General features: G+C 40.6%; 13 protein-coding genes. 7 read left to right on the top strand and 6 right to left on the bottom strand.

Features of this window, described 5'->3' with window-relative positions; genetic code table 11:
* Positions 1 to 3: 3 nt before the first annotated feature.
* From ilvN to ilvD, 3 genes are all read right to left on the bottom strand, one after another.
* The gene (gene ilvN / locus AACZ73_RS17720) at positions 4 to 504 is read right to left on the bottom strand and encodes an acetolactate synthase small subunit (RefSeq protein ID WP_339879926.1); all 501 of its coding nucleotides are present in this window, start codon (positions 502 to 504) and stop codon (positions 4 to 6) included.
* Positions 505 to 605: 101 nt separating this feature from the next.
* Positions 606 to 2300 (bottom strand): biosynthetic-type acetolactate synthase large subunit, encoded by a 1695-nt coding sequence (gene ilvB, locus AACZ73_RS17715; RefSeq protein ID WP_339879924.1) that lies wholly within the window; start codon positions 2298 to 2300, stop codon positions 606 to 608.
* A 4-nt stretch (positions 2301 to 2304) separates the two neighbouring features.
* Positions 2305 to 3984: a dihydroxy-acid dehydratase gene (ilvD, locus tag AACZ73_RS17710; RefSeq protein ID WP_339879922.1), complete on the bottom strand. Its 1680-nt coding sequence runs from the start codon at positions 3982 to 3984 to the stop codon at positions 2305 to 2307.
* A 535-nt stretch (positions 3985 to 4519) separates the two neighbouring features.
* Between ilvD and ispE the strand changes: the two genes are divergently transcribed.
* Positions 4520 to 5332: a 4-(cytidine 5'-diphospho)-2-C-methyl-D-erythritol kinase gene (gene ispE / locus AACZ73_RS17705; RefSeq protein ID WP_339879920.1), complete on the top strand. Its 813-nt coding sequence runs from the start codon at positions 4520 to 4522 to the stop codon at positions 5330 to 5332.
* A gap of 22 nt (positions 5333 to 5354) precedes the next feature.
* Here ispE and AACZ73_RS17700 read toward each other — a convergent pair whose 3' ends face one another.
* From AACZ73_RS17700 to tgt, 3 genes are read right to left on the bottom strand one after another with little or no spacing between them, the layout of a single operon-like run.
* Entirely contained in the window at positions 5355 to 6263 is a 909-nt protein-coding gene (locus tag AACZ73_RS17700; protein ID WP_339879918.1) for a DMT family transporter, read from the bottom strand.
* The gene (locus AACZ73_RS17695) at positions 6264 to 7337 is read right to left on the bottom strand and encodes an LptF/LptG family permease (protein ID WP_339879916.1); all 1074 of its coding nucleotides are present in this window, start codon (positions 7335 to 7337) and stop codon (positions 6264 to 6266) included.
* A gap of 1 nt (position 7338) precedes the next feature.
* Positions 7339 to 8469 carry a tRNA guanosine(34) transglycosylase Tgt gene (tgt, locus tag AACZ73_RS17690; protein ID WP_339879914.1) on the bottom strand — a complete coding sequence of 377 codons (1131 nt, stop codon included), beginning with the start codon at positions 8467 to 8469 and terminating at the stop codon, positions 7339 to 7341.
* A gap of 121 nt (positions 8470 to 8590) precedes the next feature.
* On the opposite strand from tgt, the gene AACZ73_RS17685 reads away from it, so the two are divergent.
* The 6 genes from AACZ73_RS17685 (at position 8591) to dnaE (ending at position 19872) form a co-directional block, all read left to right on the top strand.
* The gene (locus AACZ73_RS17685) at positions 8591 to 9727 is read left to right on the top strand and encodes a glycosyltransferase (protein WP_339879912.1); all 1137 of its coding nucleotides are present in this window, start codon (positions 8591 to 8593) and stop codon (positions 9725 to 9727) included.
* Positions 9718 to 10329 (top strand): sigma-70 family RNA polymerase sigma factor, encoded by a 612-nt coding sequence (locus tag AACZ73_RS17680; protein ID WP_339879910.1) that lies wholly within the window; start codon positions 9718 to 9720, stop codon positions 10327 to 10329. Before AACZ73_RS17685 ends, AACZ73_RS17680 begins: the two co-directional genes overlap by 10 nt.
* Positions 10329 to 10973: a 16S rRNA (guanine(527)-N(7))-methyltransferase RsmG gene (rsmG, locus tag AACZ73_RS17675; protein WP_339879909.1), complete on the top strand. Its 645-nt coding sequence runs from the start codon at positions 10329 to 10331 to the stop codon at positions 10971 to 10973. The genes AACZ73_RS17680 and rsmG overlap by 1 nt, the downstream gene beginning before the upstream one ends.
* A 528-nt stretch (positions 10974 to 11501) precedes the next feature.
* On the top strand, positions 11502 to 14315 hold the full coding sequence (locus AACZ73_RS17670; protein ID WP_339879907.1) for an outer membrane beta-barrel family protein: 2814 nt from the start codon (positions 11502 to 11504) through the stop codon (positions 14313 to 14315).
* A gap of 28 nt (positions 14316 to 14343) precedes the next feature.
* Complete coding sequence (locus tag AACZ73_RS17665; RefSeq protein ID WP_339879906.1) at positions 14344 to 15084, top strand: GLPGLI family protein; 741 nt, start codon at positions 14344 to 14346, stop codon at positions 15082 to 15084.
* A gap of 501 nt (positions 15085 to 15585) precedes the next feature.
* The gene (gene dnaE / locus AACZ73_RS17660) at positions 15586 to 19872 is read left to right on the top strand and encodes a DNA polymerase III subunit alpha (protein WP_339879904.1); all 4287 of its coding nucleotides are present in this window, start codon (positions 15586 to 15588) and stop codon (positions 19870 to 19872) included.
* The last annotated feature ends 95 nt before the right edge of the window (positions 19873 to 19967 follow it).

Here is a 19967-nt window from a genome sequence, read left to right as displayed (position 1 = left end):
TTATTATTTGACAAAACTGTCAATTGTCAACATTCTTTTTGCTACAGCTACTCTGCCTGATCTGGCAAATTCCAAGAGACCATACCCTTTCAAAATTTCAAGTAGCTCTTGAGTCTGCTCTTTGTGACCAGTCAATTCTAAGACTACAAAGTCGGGTTCAGCTGCGATGATTTTGGCATTGTGCTGCCGGATAATCGTCTCCAATCCGCCATCAAGTCTCGAAACAGGGATTTTGTACAAAGCAATCTCCTGATAGACCACACTTTCGTCTTCGTGATAAAAAGCCTTAATCACATCGATGATTTTCTCGATCTGATTGACTAGCTGAGTGACCGTATCCTCCGAAGCAGTCACTTCGATAGTGATCCTATGAATCCCTTCCAGTCTACTTTCTGAGGCTGTCAGCGCATCTATATTTATACCTCTTCGGGTAAAAATAATGGTAATGCGATTTAGAATACCGATGAAATTCTCGGTAATAACGAATATGGTATATCGTTTCATGTGTTTAGAATTTTCATTGAAAGGTCACATGGAATCTCACAGAATCTGTAATTCTCTATCTGTGAAAACCTTGGGTTCGTACTCGATTTCATAAGGTTAAATTAGCTAAGTCTGACCTCTTCCACTGAACATCCAGTGGCAATCATTGGGAATACATTATCTTCTTTTTCCACTACTACTTCTAGGAAATATGGTCCATCGTGAATCAGCATATCTTCAATTGCTTCCTGCAAATCACCACGTTCGGTGACTTTTTGCGCTTGAATATTATATGCCTCAGCTATTTTGATAAAATCAGGATTGTCGAGTTCGGTAAAAGAGTAGCGCTTATCAAAGAACATCTGCTGCCACTGACGTACCATGCCAAGGAAATTGTTGTTAAGCAACACTATCTTCACAGGTGCTTTGGTCTGCATAATGGTACCCAGTTCCTGTATAGTCATCTGAATACCGCCATCTCCCACCACACACACTACCTGTCTGGAGAAATCGTACATCTGAGCTCCCAATGCTGCAGGAAGTGCAAAACCCATAGTTCCCAATCCACCGGAAGTGACCTGAGTCCTTGGTTTTTTATAGTTAAAATACCTCCAAGCTATCATCTGATGTTGCCCGACGTCGGTTACCAATATTGCATCATCTGCTTTATATTGATTGATCTGATGAATCACTTCTCCCATAGTCATGCCTACCTTGGTCGGCTTCAAATCCGGCTGGATAACGGTCGCATGCTCCTGATCTGAAAGCTCCTTAAATTTTGCCATCCACTCAGGATAGGAATTTTCCTTAACTGCTTCAGTAAGCAGAGTTAGGCTGTCCTTGCAACTTCCGAGCACAGCAACCTCGCATTTTACTATTTTGTTGATTTCTGCAGGATCAAGCTCAAGGTGAATTACCTTCGCCTGCTTCGCATAGCGTTTAGGATCTCCAGTTACACGGTCATCAAATCTCATCCCTACAGCGATCAAAACATCACATTGATTGGTCAATAAGTTCGGAGCATAATTACCATGCATACCAAGCTTACCTACATAATTGGGATGATCTTCTGTGAGTGCTCCAGAACCAAGCAAAGTAGATGCAGCAGGTATTCCAGACTTATCCAAAAATGCTTTCAATTCCTGTTCTGCCTCTCCCAATACTACACCTTGACCAAATAACACATATGGTCTTTTTGCCATATTGATCAGGAAAGCAGCTTCCTGAATAGCTGATTTCTCAACAGGAATATGCGTCCTATATGATCTAAAGCCAAGACACTTGCTGTAATTGAAATCACCAAAATTCGTCTGAGCATCCTTCGTGATGTCAATTAAAACCGGTCCTGGTCTTCCCGACTTAGCTATATAAAAGCCCTTTGCAATAGCCGGGGCAATATCCTCCACTCTTCTTACCTGTATATTCCATTTGGTGCCAGGCATAGATATGCCCACCACATCGGTCTCCTGAAATGCATCAGTACCTAATAGGTGAGAAGCAACTTGGCCGGTAATACATACCAAAGGAGTGCTGTCAATTTGGGCATCTGCCAATCCAGTAATCAAGTTGGTAGCTCCAGGGCCTGAAGTAGCAATACAGACCCCGACTTTTCCGGAAACTCTAGCATAACCCTGAGCAGCATGGATTGCTCCCTGCTCATGACGTGTCAACACGTGTCTTACTTGGTCATGATAGTCATGTAAAGCATCGTAAACCGGCATAATCGCACCTCCGGGATAGCCGAAGATGATTTCCGCGTTTTCGGCAATAAGTGATCTGACAACTATATCAGCCCCTCTGATCATCGAATCCTTCATGGTTCTAGAATTTATCTGTTACGCAACCTTCTGAGGCAGTTGCAACAAGTTTATTGTATTTCTTAAGTGTTCCTTGCAAGTCAGACATTTCTCTCTGCTTCCAGGATTTCCTTCTTTCTGCGAATTCATCATCCGTCACTGCTACAGATAATTTTAACCCATCAGCATCAATAGTAATGACATCTCCATTTTTCACTAATCCAATAGGGCCACCACACCAAGCTTCTGGAGTCACATGGCCCACTACGAATCCGTGCGTACCACCTGAGAATCTTCCATCAGTGATCAATGCCACTTCTGACCCTAGCCCCGCTCCTATAATCATAGAAGTAGGCTTGAGCATTTCCGGCATTCCAGGACCACCTTTTGGTCCAATATTTCTAATAACTAGTACTTCGCCCTTTTGTACTTTATGATCGCGGATGGCATCATTTGCTTCCTGCTCAGAGTCAAATACATGAGCTGGTCCAGTAAATGAACTACCTTCTTTGCCTGTTATTTTTGCTACAGCTCCTTCCGGTGCCAAATTCCCATCAAGGATACACAAATGTCCCGTAGCTTTGATCGGAGTTTCCAATGGGTGAATAACGTTCACCATAGAAACGGTCACTGGCTCTATATCTTTTAGATTTTCTTCCAAAGTTTTACCTGTTACTGTCAAGCAATCCCCATGCAGAAAGCCATTTTGGAGCATATATTTCATAAAAGCAGGAACTCCACCTTGCTCATGAAGGTCTTCCATCATGAATTTCCCTGATGGCTTAAAATCACCAAGCATAGGAGTTTTGGCATTGATTGCCTTGAAGTCTTCGATATTGAATTCTACTCCGGCAGTTCTCGCTATGGCTATGATGTGCATCACGGCGTTTGTGCTACCACCTAAAGCGATTGCAACTGTAACTGCGTTCTCAATACTTTTTCTAGTGATGATGTCGCTAGGCTTGATATCCTTTTCCAACAGGATTCTCATGTATTTATTGACCTCACGACATTCTCTCAGTTTCTCAGGAGAATTTGCTGGATAAGACGAAGAGTATGGAAGCGACATCCCCATTGCTTCGATCGCTGAAGACATGGTGTTTGCCGTATACATTCCTCCGCAGGCACCTTGACCAGGGCAGGCATTACGCATCACCCCATCGTAATCTTCATCTGAGATATTACCGTTTACTCTTTTTCCAAACGCTTCAAAAGCGGAAACAATATTTAGCTTCTCTCCTTTATAATGGCCTGATGCGATAGTACCGCCATATACCAAAATGGAAGGTCTATCTGTACGGATCATCCCCATCAATGCGCCTGGCATATTCTTGTCGCAGCCAGCCACTGATATACAGCCATCGAAAGAGTGTCCTATTATAAATGACTCAATAGAATCTGCAATAATTTCTCGTGATACCAATGAATAACGCATCCCAAGCGTACCCATGGTAGTTCCATCAGAGATTCCAATGGTATTAAAAACTAAACCGGTCAGATCATGCTCTTGAGAAGAGGCTTTGATCAGACCGGCAAAGTCATTCAGGTGCATATTGCAGGGGTTACTTTCATAGCCACAACTGGCTACCCCTACAAAAGGCTGTTTCATTTTCTTATCGCTCATACCAGTAGCATAAAGCATTGCTTTTCCTGCTGGATGCTCGTCATTCTCACTTATCTCCCAACTATGTTTTTTCAGGGTCATATTTATTAGGGTATAAAAAAAGTGCCTCAGGTTAGTGAGGCACTTCAGATTTTTTTTTATTTCATTATAAAGAATAGTCTAGTGCCTCACATTTAGAATCCAATGAGAATAATTACGCTTAGCAAAATGACTACTTTATACATACTGTTTTTCCAGGTTCTCTTCGACTCGATGCCGAAGTACATGACAAACTTAAAACCGAATTTTCAGACTTACAATATTTAATTTTACAATTTTCAAGTATCTCAGATAAAAAATGTATGAAAAATTTATTTTTTCAAAATATAAAACTCCAATACTTATGATTTACCCCTGTTTTTCAGCAAATGATTTGTCTAATTTTTCGATTCTCAAAATTTTGTATTGATTTTGATAATATTCAATTTATCGCAAAAGTTATTCTCTTTTTTTTAATAAGAAAAATGATATACCTCATTTACTTTAATATATGCTAGCTTTTTTAACAATTTCTCAATTGGTTCATAACTTCTCATCACTGAGAAATTGTTCTATTTTTGACTAAACTTTCAATACAATGATTTCATTTCCAAACGCAAAGATTAACCTAGGTCTTCATGTCACTGCCAAAAGAAAAGATGGGTACCATGATATAGAGAGCTGTATGATCCCAATTCCGCTGATGGATGCACTGGAAATGATCGTTGATCAAAAAAGAACCAGTTTCACTACCACTGGACTGGAAGTTCCAGGAGAGGCTAAGGACAATCTTATTATGATGGCTTATCAGCTTTTGAAAAAAGACTTTCCGAGCCTACCGCACGTAAATATCCACCTCCACAAGAACATTCCTATGGGTGCTGGATTAGGTGGCGGATCAGCTGACGCTGCTTTTGCCCTGAGTCTGATGAATAATCTTTTTGATCTGATTCTGGATGATTTTTTTCTGGAGGAATATGCAGCACAACTAGGAAGTGATTGTGCGTTCTTCATTGAAAACACCCCTAAAATCGCCACAGGAAGAGGCGAGATATTGGAGTCAATCGAGCTAGACTTGAAAGGGTCGCATTTGCTGTTAATAAACCCAGGTATACATATTGGCACAAAAGAAGCCTATGCAGGAGTAACTCCTGCCACTCCAAAAGTCAAACTCAAAGAAGTCTTGGCAGATAAAAGAAGATGGAAAGAAGAATTGATAAATGATTTTGAGGCAAGCATTTTTCCTAATCATCCGGAAATTAAGGCAATAAAAGAAAGGCTGTATGAGCATGGCGCTTATTATGCAGCAATGTCAGGCTCGGGGTCCTCAGTTTTTGGGTTATATGAGCAAAAGCCCAACCACATTGATTGGAATAATGAGTTCTTTGTATTTGAAAGTCAGTTTGCCTAACCGTTCTCTACTAGTCAAGTCTTTACCCAAGCGGCCTTACTGGCTTTCTCCTCCTATTCAGATAATTCAATACAGGATAAGTGAGCACTGAAACAAGAATTATGGCTGTTCCTAAATAGAATTGTGGAGTCATTTTTTCGCTTTCTCCAAAAATCAGAACTGCCAGAATTATTCCGTAAACTGGCTCAAGATTTACAGTCAGGTTGATCGAGAATACGGAAAGTCTCTTCATCAATTCAACCGAAACTGAAAAGGCATATACTGTACAGATTCCTCCGAGGATAAACAGCCAAAACCAATCGTATCCGACCCAATTTAAATTCAGTCCTTTGCCCGTAATGAAACTTGAATAAACTGGCATAAATAGTAACGAAAATAAACAAGCCCCAGCCATCTCATAGAAAGTGATCTGATATGGATTATGCTTGTGTGCTAGCTTACCATTCAGGACCGAGAAGACTGCAGCTAGGAATGAAGAAACCAGCGCCATGCTTAATCCAAGCCAATAGCCTGATTCAAAACTAAAAATCACCAAAAGCCCTGAGATGACTATGAGACCAAGTCCAACTTCATACCATTTTATTTTTGTACGATTAAAAACCGGCTCTACGAATGCCGTCCAAAGAGAGGTAGTCGCCATTCCAGCCAAACAGACAGAGGCTGTGGAAACTCTGGCAGACCAGAAAAACAAAATCCAGTGCATGGCGATCACAAATCCTACTCCTGTCACTTTCATCATATCTGGAAAAGGCATCAGTAAACTTTTCTTTTTCAAAAGAAAGAGCAAAGCAACTCCAAAGGAGGCAATCAAAGTTCTGTAAAAAACAAGCTCTATTGCCGGGAGGCTAATCAGTAAACCTAGAATCGCGGTAAATCCCCAGATGAGTACAATCAGATGGAGCATTAAATAATCCTTGATCGTGCCGTCCATCTATCGAGGGACAGTTTTGTACAGAAAAAGGCCGGTTGCTGCAAATATTATATTTGGCAACCACACAGCGAAAATAGGATACGCTGCACCATTTTCAGCAAATGTTCTAGAGAGGATAAATAGGATGATGTATACAAACGCAAGTAAGAACCCCATAGCAATCTGAAATCCTGAACCTCCCCGAGTTTTTCTAGCTGACATGATTACTCCTATAAATGTCAGGATTATTGCTGCAAATGGTGACATAAAACGTACGTATCGCTCGATTTTATAGAAACCGACATTATCTGCTCCCCTTTCTTCCAAAACTTTTATCTGCCGTCCAAGCTCAGGAAGCTTTAATGTCTCATGATGATTAGGAGGTAAATCAAAATCATCAGGGGTAATTGATAAAGTGGTGTCCAAAGACTCACCTACTGTAAAGACCTCTTTTCTATCTTCCAACTTGCGAAGTCTCCAATTAATTAGTTTCCACACATGCTTTGCCGTATCCCACTCGATTCGATCAGAAGACAACTTATCCAGAAGTTCTCCATCTTTAATGGTTTCCAAAGTAAAATAGTAACCTGTATTTCCTACACCATAAAATCTGCTTAAGTAAGCATAGGAATCAGCGCCTACTTTGATGTGAATATTGGCTTCGGAAGATGTTTTTTCTTTATCCAGATAAGTAATCCGAAACTTGGTCACGCCTTCTGTAGCTCCAGGAAGAACCCATCCGTTTAGCAAGAAACTTGCCCCGCCAATCATGCTGGCAGCAAATAGAAAAGGCCTTAACATTCTTATGAAACTAACACCACTACTTAAAATTGCTATAATTTCCGTTCTACCTGCCATTTTGGAAGTGATGAAAATAACGGAGATAAAGACAGTAATCGGCGTAAGCAAGTTGTTTAAGTACAAACCATAATTAATCATGTACTTAAAAATCTCTCGCGAAGGCACCTCGTTTCGGATATAGGTGTCATTCTTTTCTGTAAAGTCTAAAACCAAAACAACCAGAATCAGCATCACTACTACAAAAAAGTAGGTTTTAAGAAAATCCTTGATGATCAGCTTATCGAGTAGTTTCATATTAGAGTCTGGTACTCACTTTCTTTACCATTTGATCTTTCCAAACGGCAAAATCACCCGCAAGGATATGTTCTCTAGCTTGGCCGACTAGCCATAGGTAAAAACTCAAATTATGAATACTGGCAATTTGTGCAGCCAAAATTTCTTTGCTTATGGTAAGGTGTCTCAAATATGCTTTTGAATAAAAAGTACTCACATAGCCTCCAGTAGCCGGATCAATAGCGGAGAAATCATCCTTCCACTTTTCATTTCTGATATTTATGAATCCTTCAGAAGTAAATAGCATACCATTTCGAGCATTTCTCGTAGGCATTACACAGTCGAACATATCAACACCAAGTGCGATGCACTCCAGAATATTCGCTGGCGTTCCTACTCCCATCAAGTAGCGAGGCTTGTCCTGAGGTAAAATGTCAGTGACTAACTCCGTCATCTCATACATCATTTCGGCTGGCTCCCCTACTGAAAGTCCGCCAATTGCATTTCCTTGTTGATTGGTAGAGGCTATGAATTCTGCACTTTGCTTGCGCAAATCCTTGTAGACTGAGCCTTGCACAATCGGAAACAGCGTTTGGTTGTAACCATACTTCCCTTCTGTAGCATCAAATCGATCGATACATCGAGTCAACCATCGATGTGTCATCTCCATGGAATTCCTCGCATAGCCATATTCACATGGATAAGGAGTACACTCGTCAAATGCCATGATAATATCCGCTCCTATAGTCCGCTGGATATCCATGACATTTTCAGGAGTAAAATGATGCTTGGAACCGTCGATGTGCGATTTGAACATCACTCCATCTTCCTTTATTTTCCGGGTTCCCGATAGAGAGAAGACCTGATACCCACCACTGTCTGTCAAAATCGGTCTATCCCAGCCATTGAATTTATGGAGACCTCCTGCTTTTTCCAGCACTTCCAAACCCGGTCTCAAATATAGGTGATATGTGTTTCCGAGAATTATTTGAGCTTTGATATCATCTTTAAGTTCTCGGGTATGCACAGCTTTCACACTGGCAGCCGTACCCACCGGCATAAAAATGGGAGTTTGAATATCGCCATGATCGGTTTTTACTACACCGGCCCTAGCTTTACTTTTGGAATCATTATACTCTAAGGTAAACTTCATATCGGTAAAGGGTTGCAGGAGAGACAATCATCAAACTGCCCCTTTCAGCCTACAAAAATATACGCTTATTCTTAAATGGTTTGCTGAATTTGATTTTATATTTGCTTAGCAAAAGCTATCTATGGGCATATTTTTACTTTGGTTGTTCTTCGGTTTTGGAATACTTATTCAGGTAATATATCTCCTATTTATTTTTGGTAAGACCGCCTTTTACTCTGGCAATAATTCTAAGTCCCTACCCGATAAGGAGGAAGCTGTGACCGTTTTGATTGCTGCCCACAATGAATTCTCAAACCTTAAAGTGCTTATTCCGAAGATCTTCGAACAAGATTACCCAGCTTTTGATGTGATGGTGGTGAATGATCGCTCTTCTGACAGCACGAAAAGATTGCTTGAGAAAATGATGGAGAATTATCCGAAACTCAGATCCGTCACAGTCAAATATACACCACCGCATGTGACCTCAAAGAAGTATGCTTTAACGCTTGGTATCAAAGTTTCTAAAAATGATATTATCCTATTGACAGATGCAGACTGTCTACCTCAAACTGACCAATGGATCAGAAAAATGACTGCCCCAGTCCGCAATCATAATAAAACCTTTGCGTTAGGCTATTCGGGATATGAGCAAAAATCAAGTTTTCTTAACAACTGGATTCAGTTTGAGACATTGTTGACAGCACTGTATTACATGTCCTTTGGATTATGGAAAAGACCCTTCATGGCAGTGGGAAGAAATCTTTGCTACCGGAGAAGTTTCTTTATGGAAGTGAAAGCATTCAAAAACCTCTGGCATATAGAAGGTGGAGATGATGATCTTTTTGTAAATCTGTATACAAATGGAAGAAACACAGAGATAGTCTTGGACCCTGATGCAAACACTACATCCAAACCCAAGGAAAACGTAAAAGACTATTTAATTCAGAAAAAAAGACATCTACATGCCGGGAAGTATTACGACGGTGCTGACAAGAGAAAGATTGGATTATACTCCTTTTCTCATGCATTATTCTGGATTGCTGGCTTAGGATTACTTATTTATTTCGGTTTAGCGCAAAGCTGGGAACATTTTTCTATTGTTTTCGGTATTATCCTATTGAGATCTATTCTCCTTGTCCGCGTATTCAAAGCGGCGGAAAAGAAGATCCAAGGAACTAAACCACCGAAAAATATCTGGATGCTCGATTTCTTGTATTTAGGTTACTTTTGGATTTTAGGGACTATTTCCCACCAGGCAAAAGACATCCAATGGAAATAAACGAACGCGGTTTTTCTAAGAAAGCACTTGAGGACTTTGAGCTAATCGATCAGGCAGTACACCAAAAAGATCAGCAAGCCTTTGCCTCTTTGATGAAGCGATACAAAAAGGCCGTTTATTACATGATTCTGAAAATGATCCGTGATGCGGATGATGCTGAGGATCTGACTATGGAGGCTTTTGCCAAAGCTTTTAAAAATCTTCATCGGTTTAAGAAAGATTATACTTTTTCTACCTGGCTTTTCCGGATAGCTACAAACAACACCATTGACTTCATCAGAAAGAAAAAACTCAAAACGATGAGTTTGAATACGACTATGTCAGATGATGGAGGAAATGCTGTGACTATAGATGTGGAAGATGATGACAATAATCCACAGGATGAATTCATCCGTACGCAACGTATCGAGATGGTCAGAATTTTTGTAGACAAGCTTCCTGCGAAATATAGAAAGCTAGTACAGCTTCGCTATTTCGATGAACTTTCCTACGAAGAAATCGCTCAGGAACTCGAAAAACCCTTGGGAACTGTGAAAGCACAACTTCACCGCTCAAGGGAATTACTTTACGAAATTGCCGCTGGCAAACAAAAACACATTTAATGAATACTGGCACTCAGCTTATCCAGTCTTATTTTCCTGACCTTACAGAGACTCAGCTTGCTCAGTTCGAAAAGCTCCAGGAGCTTTATGAAGATTGGAATTCCAAGATAAATGTGATTTCCCGTAAAGACATGGAGCAATTCTATGTGCATCATGTGCTGCACTCGCTTGGAATTGTGAAGGTGATGCCTTTTGAGCCGGGATCGAAGATATTGGACATCGGAACTGGAGGTGGATTTCCCGGGATTCCATTAGCCATAATGTTTCCAGAAACGCATTTTCATTTGGTTGATTCCATTGGGAAAAAGATAACTGTAGTAAAGGATGTGGTCAAGCAACTGAAATTGACAAATGTGGAAGCTCAACAAGCGAGAGCAGAGCAATTGATCAGGAAATATGACTTTGTTATCAGTCGGGCAGTTACTCGGATGGTTAATTTTTATCCCTGGGTGAAAAATAAAATCCGCAAAGAAGATATTAATGAATATCCAAATGGCATTCTTTATCTGAAGGGAGGAGAGGTAGACGAGGAAATGGAGGAGCTAGGAAAATCTTATGTGGTGTATCACCTGGAAGACTATTTTAAAGAAGAATTTTTTGAGACCAAAAAGGTGATTTACATGCCTTGGGAAGATAAAAGGTGAAGTTTTTTTCTTTTGAGCATAATAAATAAAATATATAAAAGACTAATCAAAACAAGTTAATTGTCTCCATTTAACTTTAAATTTCTCTAAATCCCACGCGTTACCCCCTTCCTTAATAACATCTTTTAACAAACTAGTAAGCTACTTTTAGTTAAATGATTACTATACTAGTAGTATCAAAATACTTATTATTATTTTGTATAGATAGCTGCCTACTTTTCATTGAACGGCGCTAGTTGATTGAAAGAATTTTTGATTTGTTTTAATAATAGCCCTAAAGAAGAAAAGAGAAATTTTAAAATCTTCTTATAGAAATAGGGCTTAAGGTTATATATAATATAGGACTAAGGGGTTGCAAAAGTAAAGTACAATCATTTTCAACTTAGCTGGATTCACATAGTATCCATTCGATCCTCAGTCTCTCATCTAACACAAAGAATACTACTTGCAGAGATGCATTAGTAGTTATCTTTTGATTGGGTTCATTTTGTCAAAAAAAATATAGTTATAAACATAAAACTAAAAAAAATGAAATTCCTCATTTCATACTTTCTTCTGGCTACTCTCATTTTTACGACCCAAGCCCAATCAAAACTCAATATTCGAGGAGTGGTGAAAGACACCACCAATGCTCCACTCGACTACACCTCGGTGCTACTTCTTACTCCAAAGGACTCATCCTTAATAGCATATACCTTGACAAATAAAAATGGTGAGTACCAATTTAAAAACGTAGACAGGCAACCCTTACTCATCAAAGCTACCTATATGGGTTACCTTCCTAAACAAAAGGAATTGATCCTTCCAGAAACAGGTGACTTGGAAGTGGAAGAAATCCTGTTGATGCCCATCTTACAGGAACTCTACGAGGTGGTAGTGAAGGCCGCAAAAGCGCCGTTAATGATGCGGGGAGACACGCTTGAGTATGATGCCAGCAAATTTAAAGTGCCGCCTGGAGCGACTTTGGAAGAGCTTCTCCGAAAACTACCTGGAATGCAGATCGACGCAGATGGAAACATTATTGCCCAAGGACAACAAGTCCAGAAAGTAACAGTAGATGGCAGGCGCTTTTTTGGAGGAAACACGAAAATGGCAACTCAAAACCTCAATGCCGAATCTATTAGCAAACTACAGTTATTTGACGATAAGTCAGAACAAGCTAAACTTACCGGAGTGGATGATGGAGTGAACGAAAAAACTTTAAACGTAGAGCTTAAGGAAGAGGCTAAAAAAGGAGGTTTTGGAAAGATTTCAGCATCAGGAGGGACTGATGATAGATGGGCAGCCAATGCCTCTTATAATAAGTTTGACAAGACAAACCAATTTTCAATTATAGGATATGGAAATAATGTCAATCAAAGTGGTTTGTCATTTGACGACCTACAGGAGTTTAGAGGGAGCAGCGCATTTCAATTTGGAGATACCGGGGATTTCGGTTTTAATGGAAGCGGAGGTATTTCATACATCTCTTTTGGAGGAGATAATGAGGAATCCTTCGAAATTCCTTTCAACAACCTAAGTTCAGGCTTTTCAAATAACCAGGCTTTCGGAGTTAATTACAACTATCTAAAAGACAAAAAGGATTTCAGCAGCAACTATTTCTTTAGCCGGAGTGATCAAATCGTAGAAAGCTATAATGCAAGAACTACCTTCCTAGAGGACAACACATCATTCACTTCCACAGACCAAAATTCACAAAACAATGTAGCCGGACATCATCGGGCAAATATTCGTTTTCAAAATGATCTTGACAGCACCAACACCATTACACTTACCGCTAAAGGTAGATTTAGCACGTTATCTACCTCACTATTAAGTTATCAAGAACTAATACGCAGTAGCACCGAGCAGAGCCAAATGGATCGTAACAACCAATCTGATAAATGGTCTGGCGCGTTTCAAGGAACTGCCATTTACAGGCATAAATTCAGGAAAAATGGAAGAACTTTTGCAGCAAGCGCCAGTAATACATACAGCAAGGCAGACCAAGATGGTGTCCAAAAATCCATCGTAGACCTTGTTAACTCAACAGATCCTAATACGTATTTTAGAAATTTGGATCAAGTAAACCAAGCATTGAATAGCTCGAACTTGATCAAATCAAGTTTACTCTTTGTTGAACCTATCAAAAAGACATTATTTTGGGAATCGTTCTATAATTTCAGTCTTTCAAATAGTGAAACAGACCGTAAAGTATACGATGTGGAGGCAAGTGATACCCCACAACTGAATGCTGATCTTAGCCGATTTTTTGACAATTCAATTACCTACAACCGGGTAGGGTCCAGCATTAGATATGCTAATAAAGGCTCTAACCTAAGTGTGGGCTTAGCGGCTTCCAACTACAATTTGAACGGTCAATTTTCAGTAGTAAAAGAAAGTGATATTCTTGGCACAGTGGACAAAAACTATTTCAATTTAACCCCTAATGTATCCTACTGGAAAACCATGAAGGGCAACAAGCGCCTCAACGCTGGCTATTCCATGGGTGTAACTCCACCAAATATTTCTGACCTGCAGCCTTTCAAAGATATTTCTAACCCCTTGTATATCCGAGAAGGAAATCCAGATCTAAAACCTGAAGTAGCACATTCTTTTAATACGGGATATAGCATGTATGATCCTGCTACATTTATAAACTTCCGAATTTCATTGAATTCAACTCTCTACGAAAGTCAGGTGGTTCAAAACCAAACCATTGATCCCGAAACTTTTGTCACTACCTATAAGGCTGGAAACGTTTCTGGAGGGCAGCGGTATTTTTCCTACATAGGATTTGGGTTTCCAATCGTAAAAACAAAATTCAATGCATTCTTAAATGCAAATCCATCTTATTCTAAAAGTCTAACTTTAATCAATTCTATCGAGACAGAGACCAACACCTTTAGCCATAATTTTGGGGTAAACCTGGATGCTACCCCGTTGGAATGGTTTAACATCTACGCCGGAACCTCATTCCGCCTAAGCAAAACCAAATACGAGCAAAACCCATCTCAGAACCAGGACATCATTAATTGGAGTGCCTATACTAATATGAACATTAAGCTTCCCAAAAATTTCTACCTGGACATGAAGTTCAACTACAATCGATATGAAAACGAGAGTTTTGGATTTGATCAGGAAGTACCTATTCTAAATGCATTTATCTATAAACTTCTCGGTCAGGCCAAAAAATGGGAAGTTAGACTCTCCGCCTATGACATCTTTAAGCAAAATCAAACCATCAGTCAATATGCTGGTCAAAACTTCGTTTCCACTGGCAGGATTGAAACATTGTCAAGATATTTCCTTCTCGGAGTGACTTACAATATGCGCGGAGTAGAAGTAAAAAACAGAAGATAATAAAAACTAGCAGGATACCATTATGACAATGAAATCAATACTTAAAACCATTGCACTGATACTGATTACCACGGGATTAAGAGCTCAAAATATTGTTGGTCAAGTAGAATACCGATACCGAATTTTCTATGACAAAATCTACGCAAGTCTACCACACCTAACCCAGCAAGAAAAGGACAGAATCCTACTTTCCTGGGGCAGTCCAGAAGGCTACAGCACACGTATGAAACTCCAGTTTTGGCCAGAAAAAAGTCTTTACACCTTTGGTGCACCCTACGAGGTTCAAAGTTACTCTTGGCAAGTGGAAGACTATTTCATTGAAAACAATCTTAAAGATCAGACCTATCTCAAATACATGGATCAAATGGGCAAAACTTACATAGTCCGTGACAGCCTTAATGCTCCAAAATGGAGGGTCATGAATGAAATACGAGATATTCTCGGGCACATGTGTATGAAAGCCGTGACAGAAGACACCCTTAGAGGCCAAAAGATTACAGCATGGTTTGCATCCGATATTCCAGTTCCAACTGGCCCTGAAGAGCAATTCGGGCTACCAGGTTTGATTTTGGCTTATGACATCAACGATGGTATGCTCATAGTGGAAGCTGAAAAAATTACTTTTGGGGAGCCGGAAGAAATCATCACCCTTCCAAAAAAACTAAAAGGGAGAGAAGTATCTGGTACCAAATATCAGGACCTGGTCCGAGAGTTTATTCAGACTTCAATAGAAAGCAAGAGAGCTTGGATGTGGGAAATAAGGTACTAAAGAGGTTGCATAGTACAAAGGTCGAAAGATGTTGATTTATTTATCCAAAAGGAAAAATCCTTGTGGATAAGGTTCTAAAAAAACGAACCTCTTATTCAACCATTAGCTCAAGAAATCTTACGGTATAGAGTGTGGAAATTATTAAGTAAACAAATTCCCTATTTATTTATTCCGCATTTTACCTTGAAAAAGGTATTTCATTGTTATCAAGGAAAATATTTTTTAATACGTGCATCCGCTTTTCTACCAGAAGAGGCAAAATCAATCTAGTTTGAGTTAAAATAATAATTGAGACTAATCCTGACTTATGTCATGGGTCTTCCGACCAAAGATGCTAAGGTGAAAGTCACCATTGCGGATAATCATATTGTTTAAAAGCCCTTACCTATTTCGGGTCAAACTTGAACCTAGTTAATTCAAATTTCTACGACAATTACCTCCAGTACACTTGCCTCCTTTCAGAGATTAGCCCTAATTTGAAGGCTCAATTACCCAAGCTGTATGTATTTAATTTTTGATACCGAAACCACTGGTCTTCCTCGCGATTACAATGCTCCCATGTCCGACGTGGACAACTGGCCACGCCTTGTCCAGCTCGCTTGGCAACTGCATGATGCTAAGGGAAATCTGATTTCAAATCACAATTACATCATCCGTCCAGAAGGATTTACCATTCCTTACAATGCGGAAAAAGTCCATGGAATTTCCACCAAGCGCGCCTTAGCCGAAGGTCACGACCTCAAGCAGATCCTTGGGATTTTCGAAGGAGATGTGAAGCAAGCCAAATATTTGGTTGGACACAATGTCGAGTTTGATGTCAATGTAACCGGTTCGGAATATTACCGTGCTGAAGCCACCATGCCTCTGACTGCACAACAACTGGATACCAAAGACATATCAACTGATTTCTGTGCACTTCCTGGCGGTCGAGGTGGAAAATACAAGTGGCCAACACTTACTGAACTTCATCAAAAGCTTTTCGGAAAAGGCTTCGGTGACGCACACGATGCAGCTTATGATGTTGATGCTACTGCACGCTGTTTCTTTGGGTTGATTAATCAAGGCGTCCAAGCTCCCGAAGCTGGAGTTACCATCGCTGAAGTAATCTACGAAGCTCCAAAGCTAGAAGAAGCAAACTTTGCGCAAGCAAAAGATGCTCAGAAAGCCGCAGCCAAAGATGTATTAAAGCAAGCTGGAAAGGCTGACATTTCGGATCTCACCGAAATTCCTTTTACCCACCTTCATGTGCATAGTCAGTACTCTGTGCTCCAAGCAACTTGCGAAATTCCTGCTATGATTGCTCGCGCAAAAGAGCTCGGAATGCCAGCCATCGCAATGACGGATCATGGTAATATGATGGGCGCTTTTCACTTTGTGAAAGAAGCCATTGCAAAAGAAATCAAACCGATTTTGGGTTGTGAATTCAATCTTTGCCGCGACAGAAAAAACAAATCAAACAAAGACGACGGTTACCAAACTGTTCTCCTTGCAAAAAATAAAGCAGGTTATCATAACCTGGCAAAACTGGCTTCCTACGCCAATATAGAAGGCTTTTACTATGTTCCACGCATTGACAAAGAAGTGCTCGTTGAATATAAGAGCGATCTAATTGCAACTACTGGAGGACTTTGGGGAGAGATTCCATTTCTGATTCTAAACGTCGGCGAAACCCAGGCAGAAGAGGCTTTTGTCTGGTGGAAAGAGCAGTTTGGTGAAGACTTTTACGTGGAGCTAAACCGCCATGGAGTTCCTGAGGAAGAAAAAGTAAATGAAGTGCTTTTGGAGTTTGCGAAGAAATATGATGTGAAGTATTTCGCAGCAAACAACTCCTACTACAGTGAGAAATCCGATGCCAAAGCACACGATGTGCTGCTTTGTGTGAAAGACGGGGAACTGTACGATAAACCGAAAAAGTACATAGGAAAGCGTGGCCGTGAGTTTCGCTATGGCTTTCCAAATGATGAATTCTACATCAAAACTCCCGATGAGATGAAAAAACTCTTCGCGGATTTGCCCGAAGCCATCGAATGTACAAATGAGATTTCCGAGAAAATAGAGACCTATAAACTCGCACGGGAAGTTCTTCTTCCTGCTTTTGAAATTCCTGATGAATTCAAGCATCCAGAAGACGAAGTGGACGGAGGGAAACGTGGAGAAAATGCCTTCCTAAGGCACTTGACTTACGAGGGAGCTAAAAAACGATACCCAGAAATCACTCCTGAAATTGAAGAACGTTTAGATTTTGAACTAGCCACAATCCAAAATACAGGATATCCGGGTTACTTCTTGATCGTTCAGGATTTCATTGTGGAGGCAAGAAAAATGGGGGTTTCTGTGGGTCCGGGACGTGGATCGGCGGCTGGCTCAGCGGTTGCTTATTGCACAGGTATCACCAACATTGACCCAATTGCATACAATCTCCTTTTTGAGAGATTCCTAAATCCGGATCGAGTTTCACTTCCCGATATTGATATTGACTTTGACGACGAAGGCCGTCAGAGCGTGATTGATTATGTAATCAAAAAGTATGGTTCCAATCAGGTAGCACAAATCATCACTTATGGTACGATGGCAGCCAAGTCTGCGATTCGTGATACCGCAAGAGTGCTTAATCTTCCGCTGGCGGAAGCTGGAAGATTAGCCAATTTAGTCCCTGACATCAAACTGAAAGCACTTTTTGGCTTGGCTGGAAATAGAGCAGCTCTTTCTGACAAACTGAAAGGTCAGGGGGAATTGATTGCAAAAGCAGATGAGCTGATCCGAATTTCCAAAGGACAGGATGACTCTGCCAAGACGATCAATCAGGCGACCATGCTTGAAGGATCGGTGAGAAACTTAGGGATTCACGCCTGTGGGGTGATCATCACTCCTGCCGACATTACTAACTATGTACCTGTTGCCTTAGCGAAGGACTCCGACATGGTTTGTACCCAGTTTGATAACTCAGTGGTAGAATCAGCAGGCTTGCTTAAAATGGACTTTTTGGGTCTAAAGACCCTTACGCTTATAAAGACCGCTATCAGAATAGTAAAGGAAAGGCATGGCATCGAGCTGGATGCGGATCATTTCCCAATCGACGATGTGAAGACGTATGAGCTTTTCCAACGAGGTGAAACTGTCGGGATTTTCCAGTATGAATCTGCCGGGATGCAGAAATACATGCGTGAGTTGAAGCCAACTGTTTTTGCGGATTTGATTGCCATGAACGCCTTGTATCGTCCGGGGCCTTTGGCATATATACCTTCTTTCATTAAAAGAAAGCATGGAACCGAAGCGATCGAATACGATCTGGACGACATGCAGGAATACTTGGAGGAGACATACGGAATTACAGTTTACCAAGAGCAAGTGATGCTTTTGTCCCAGAAACTCGCAGGATTCACCAAAGGTGAGGCGGATGTTTTGAGAAAGGCAATGGGTAAAAAGCAGAAGGACGTACTGGATAAGATGAAGCCAAAATTCGTAGAACAAGCTTCTGCAAAGGGTCATGATGCAAAGAAACTTTCAAAGATTTGGACTGACTGGGAAGCATTTGCATCCTATGCATTCAATAAATCTCACTCAACTTGCTATGCTTGGATTGCCTATCAAACTGCTTATCTAAAAGCTCATTATCCTGCGGAATACCTCGCTTCCGTTCTGAGTAATAATATGAATGACATCACGCAGGTGACGTTTTTCATGGAAGAATGTAAGCGGGCTGGAATTCCTGTATTGGGGCCAGACGTGAATGAATCCAAAAATGGCTTCACCGTAAATGCTGCCGGAGAAATCCGTTTTGGAATGGCAGCGATCAAAGGTGCCGGATCTGCGGCAGTTAATGCAATCATCGTGGAGCGAGAGAAAAATGGGCCATACAAAAACATCTTTGACTTTGCTAAGCGAGTAAGTTCCAAGGCACTCAATAAGAAAACAATGGAAGCCCTAGCGATGGCGGGAGGATTTGACTGCTTCCCGCAGCATCATAGAAGACAATACTTGGAGGCTGTGGATGGAGATTTGAATTTGATAGAGAAAGCAACAAAATACGCTCAGAAAGTACAACAAGAGGAGGAAAGCAATCAGGTTAGTCTTTTCGGTGGAGGTGCAGGAAATATGGAAGTACCGCTTCCAACCATTGCACCCATGGAGCCTTTTACGCAATTGCAGCAATTAAACATTGAAAAGGAGGTGGTCGGTCTTTATATCTCCGGTCATCCACTTGACCAATTTAGACTGGAAATTGAGTCGTTCACCAATGCCTCTTTGCCTGATCTGAATGATTTGGAAAGCCTAAGAAATCGTACAGACATCAAATTGGCTGGATCAGTATCGACTTTTGCCCACCGAACCACAAAGAATGGAAAGCCTTTCGGAACGCTTACTTTAGAAGATTACCAAGGAGCATTTACTTTCTTCTTGTTTGGAGATGACTATGTGAAGTTCAAAGAGTACTTTATGCCAGGCTGGTTCTTGTTCATCAGCGGAACTGTAGCTGGTAAACGATGGGCGGAAAATGAACTGGAATTTAAGATTGGCAACATTACGCTCTTGGATGAGATCCGCGGTAAAATGGTAAAAGGACTTCGTGTCAATATTGATCTTGACGATCTCACGATGGATTTGATGGAAAAGCTTCAGGCAATCACCGAGAAATATAAAGGAGATGCAAAGCTGTATTTTGATGTGGTAGATAGAAAAGAGAACATAGCTCTGGAGCTTTTCTCAAAAAGATTCTCTATCGATCCAAGTGCTGAAATGATCAAGGAACTGAAGGAAATTCCTGAGGTAATGTATCGTGTGGTTTAATATGCTCCGATCCTACTTTTGGATAAAGCTTTTAAATAATTATAGTTTCTATCAATTACCTATAGACAAAAAAATTAAACCCCTCGGAACTTATT

This window comes from uncultured Algoriphagus sp., assembly GCF_963974835.1.
In the GTDB taxonomy this organism is placed as follows: domain Bacteria; phylum Bacteroidota; class Bacteroidia; order Cytophagales; family Cyclobacteriaceae; genus Algoriphagus.
Note: the sequence above shows the minus strand (reverse complement) of the source record. Positions and strands in the feature narration are given on the sequence as shown.

Coding starts and splice junctions, on each gene's coding strand:
- ilvN (WP_339879926.1), bottom strand. CDS start 504: ATGAAACGATATACCATATTCGTTATTACCGAGAATTTCATCGGTATT.
- ilvB (WP_339879924.1), bottom strand. CDS start 2,300: ATGAAGGATTCGATGATCAGAGGGGCTGATATAGTTGTCAGATCACTT.
- ilvD (WP_339879922.1), bottom strand. CDS start 3,984: ATGACCCTGAAAAAACATAGTTGGGAGATAAGTGAGAATGACGAGCAT.
- ispE (WP_339879920.1), top strand. CDS start 4,520: ATGATTTCATTTCCAAACGCAAAGATTAACCTAGGTCTTCATGTCACT.
- AACZ73_RS17700 (WP_339879918.1), bottom strand. CDS start 6,263: ATGGACGGCACGATCAAGGATTATTTAATGCTCCATCTGATTGTACTC.
- AACZ73_RS17695 (WP_339879916.1), bottom strand. CDS start 7,337: ATGAAACTACTCGATAAGCTGATCATCAAGGATTTTCTTAAAACCTAC.
- tgt (WP_339879914.1), bottom strand. CDS start 8,469: ATGAAGTTTACCTTAGAGTATAATGATTCCAAAAGTAAAGCTAGGGCC.
- AACZ73_RS17685 (WP_339879912.1), top strand. CDS start 8,591: ATGGGCATATTTTTACTTTGGTTGTTCTTCGGTTTTGGAATACTTATT.
- AACZ73_RS17680 (WP_339879910.1), top strand. CDS start 9,718: ATGGAAATAAACGAACGCGGTTTTTCTAAGAAAGCACTTGAGGACTTT.
- rsmG (WP_339879909.1), top strand. CDS start 10,329: ATGAATACTGGCACTCAGCTTATCCAGTCTTATTTTCCTGACCTTACA.
- AACZ73_RS17670 (WP_339879907.1), top strand. CDS start 11,502: ATGAAATTCCTCATTTCATACTTTCTTCTGGCTACTCTCATTTTTACG.
- AACZ73_RS17665 (WP_339879906.1), top strand. CDS start 14,344: ATGAAATCAATACTTAAAACCATTGCACTGATACTGATTACCACGGGA.
- dnaE (WP_339879904.1), top strand. CDS start 15,586: ATGTATTTAATTTTTGATACCGAAACCACTGGTCTTCCTCGCGATTAC.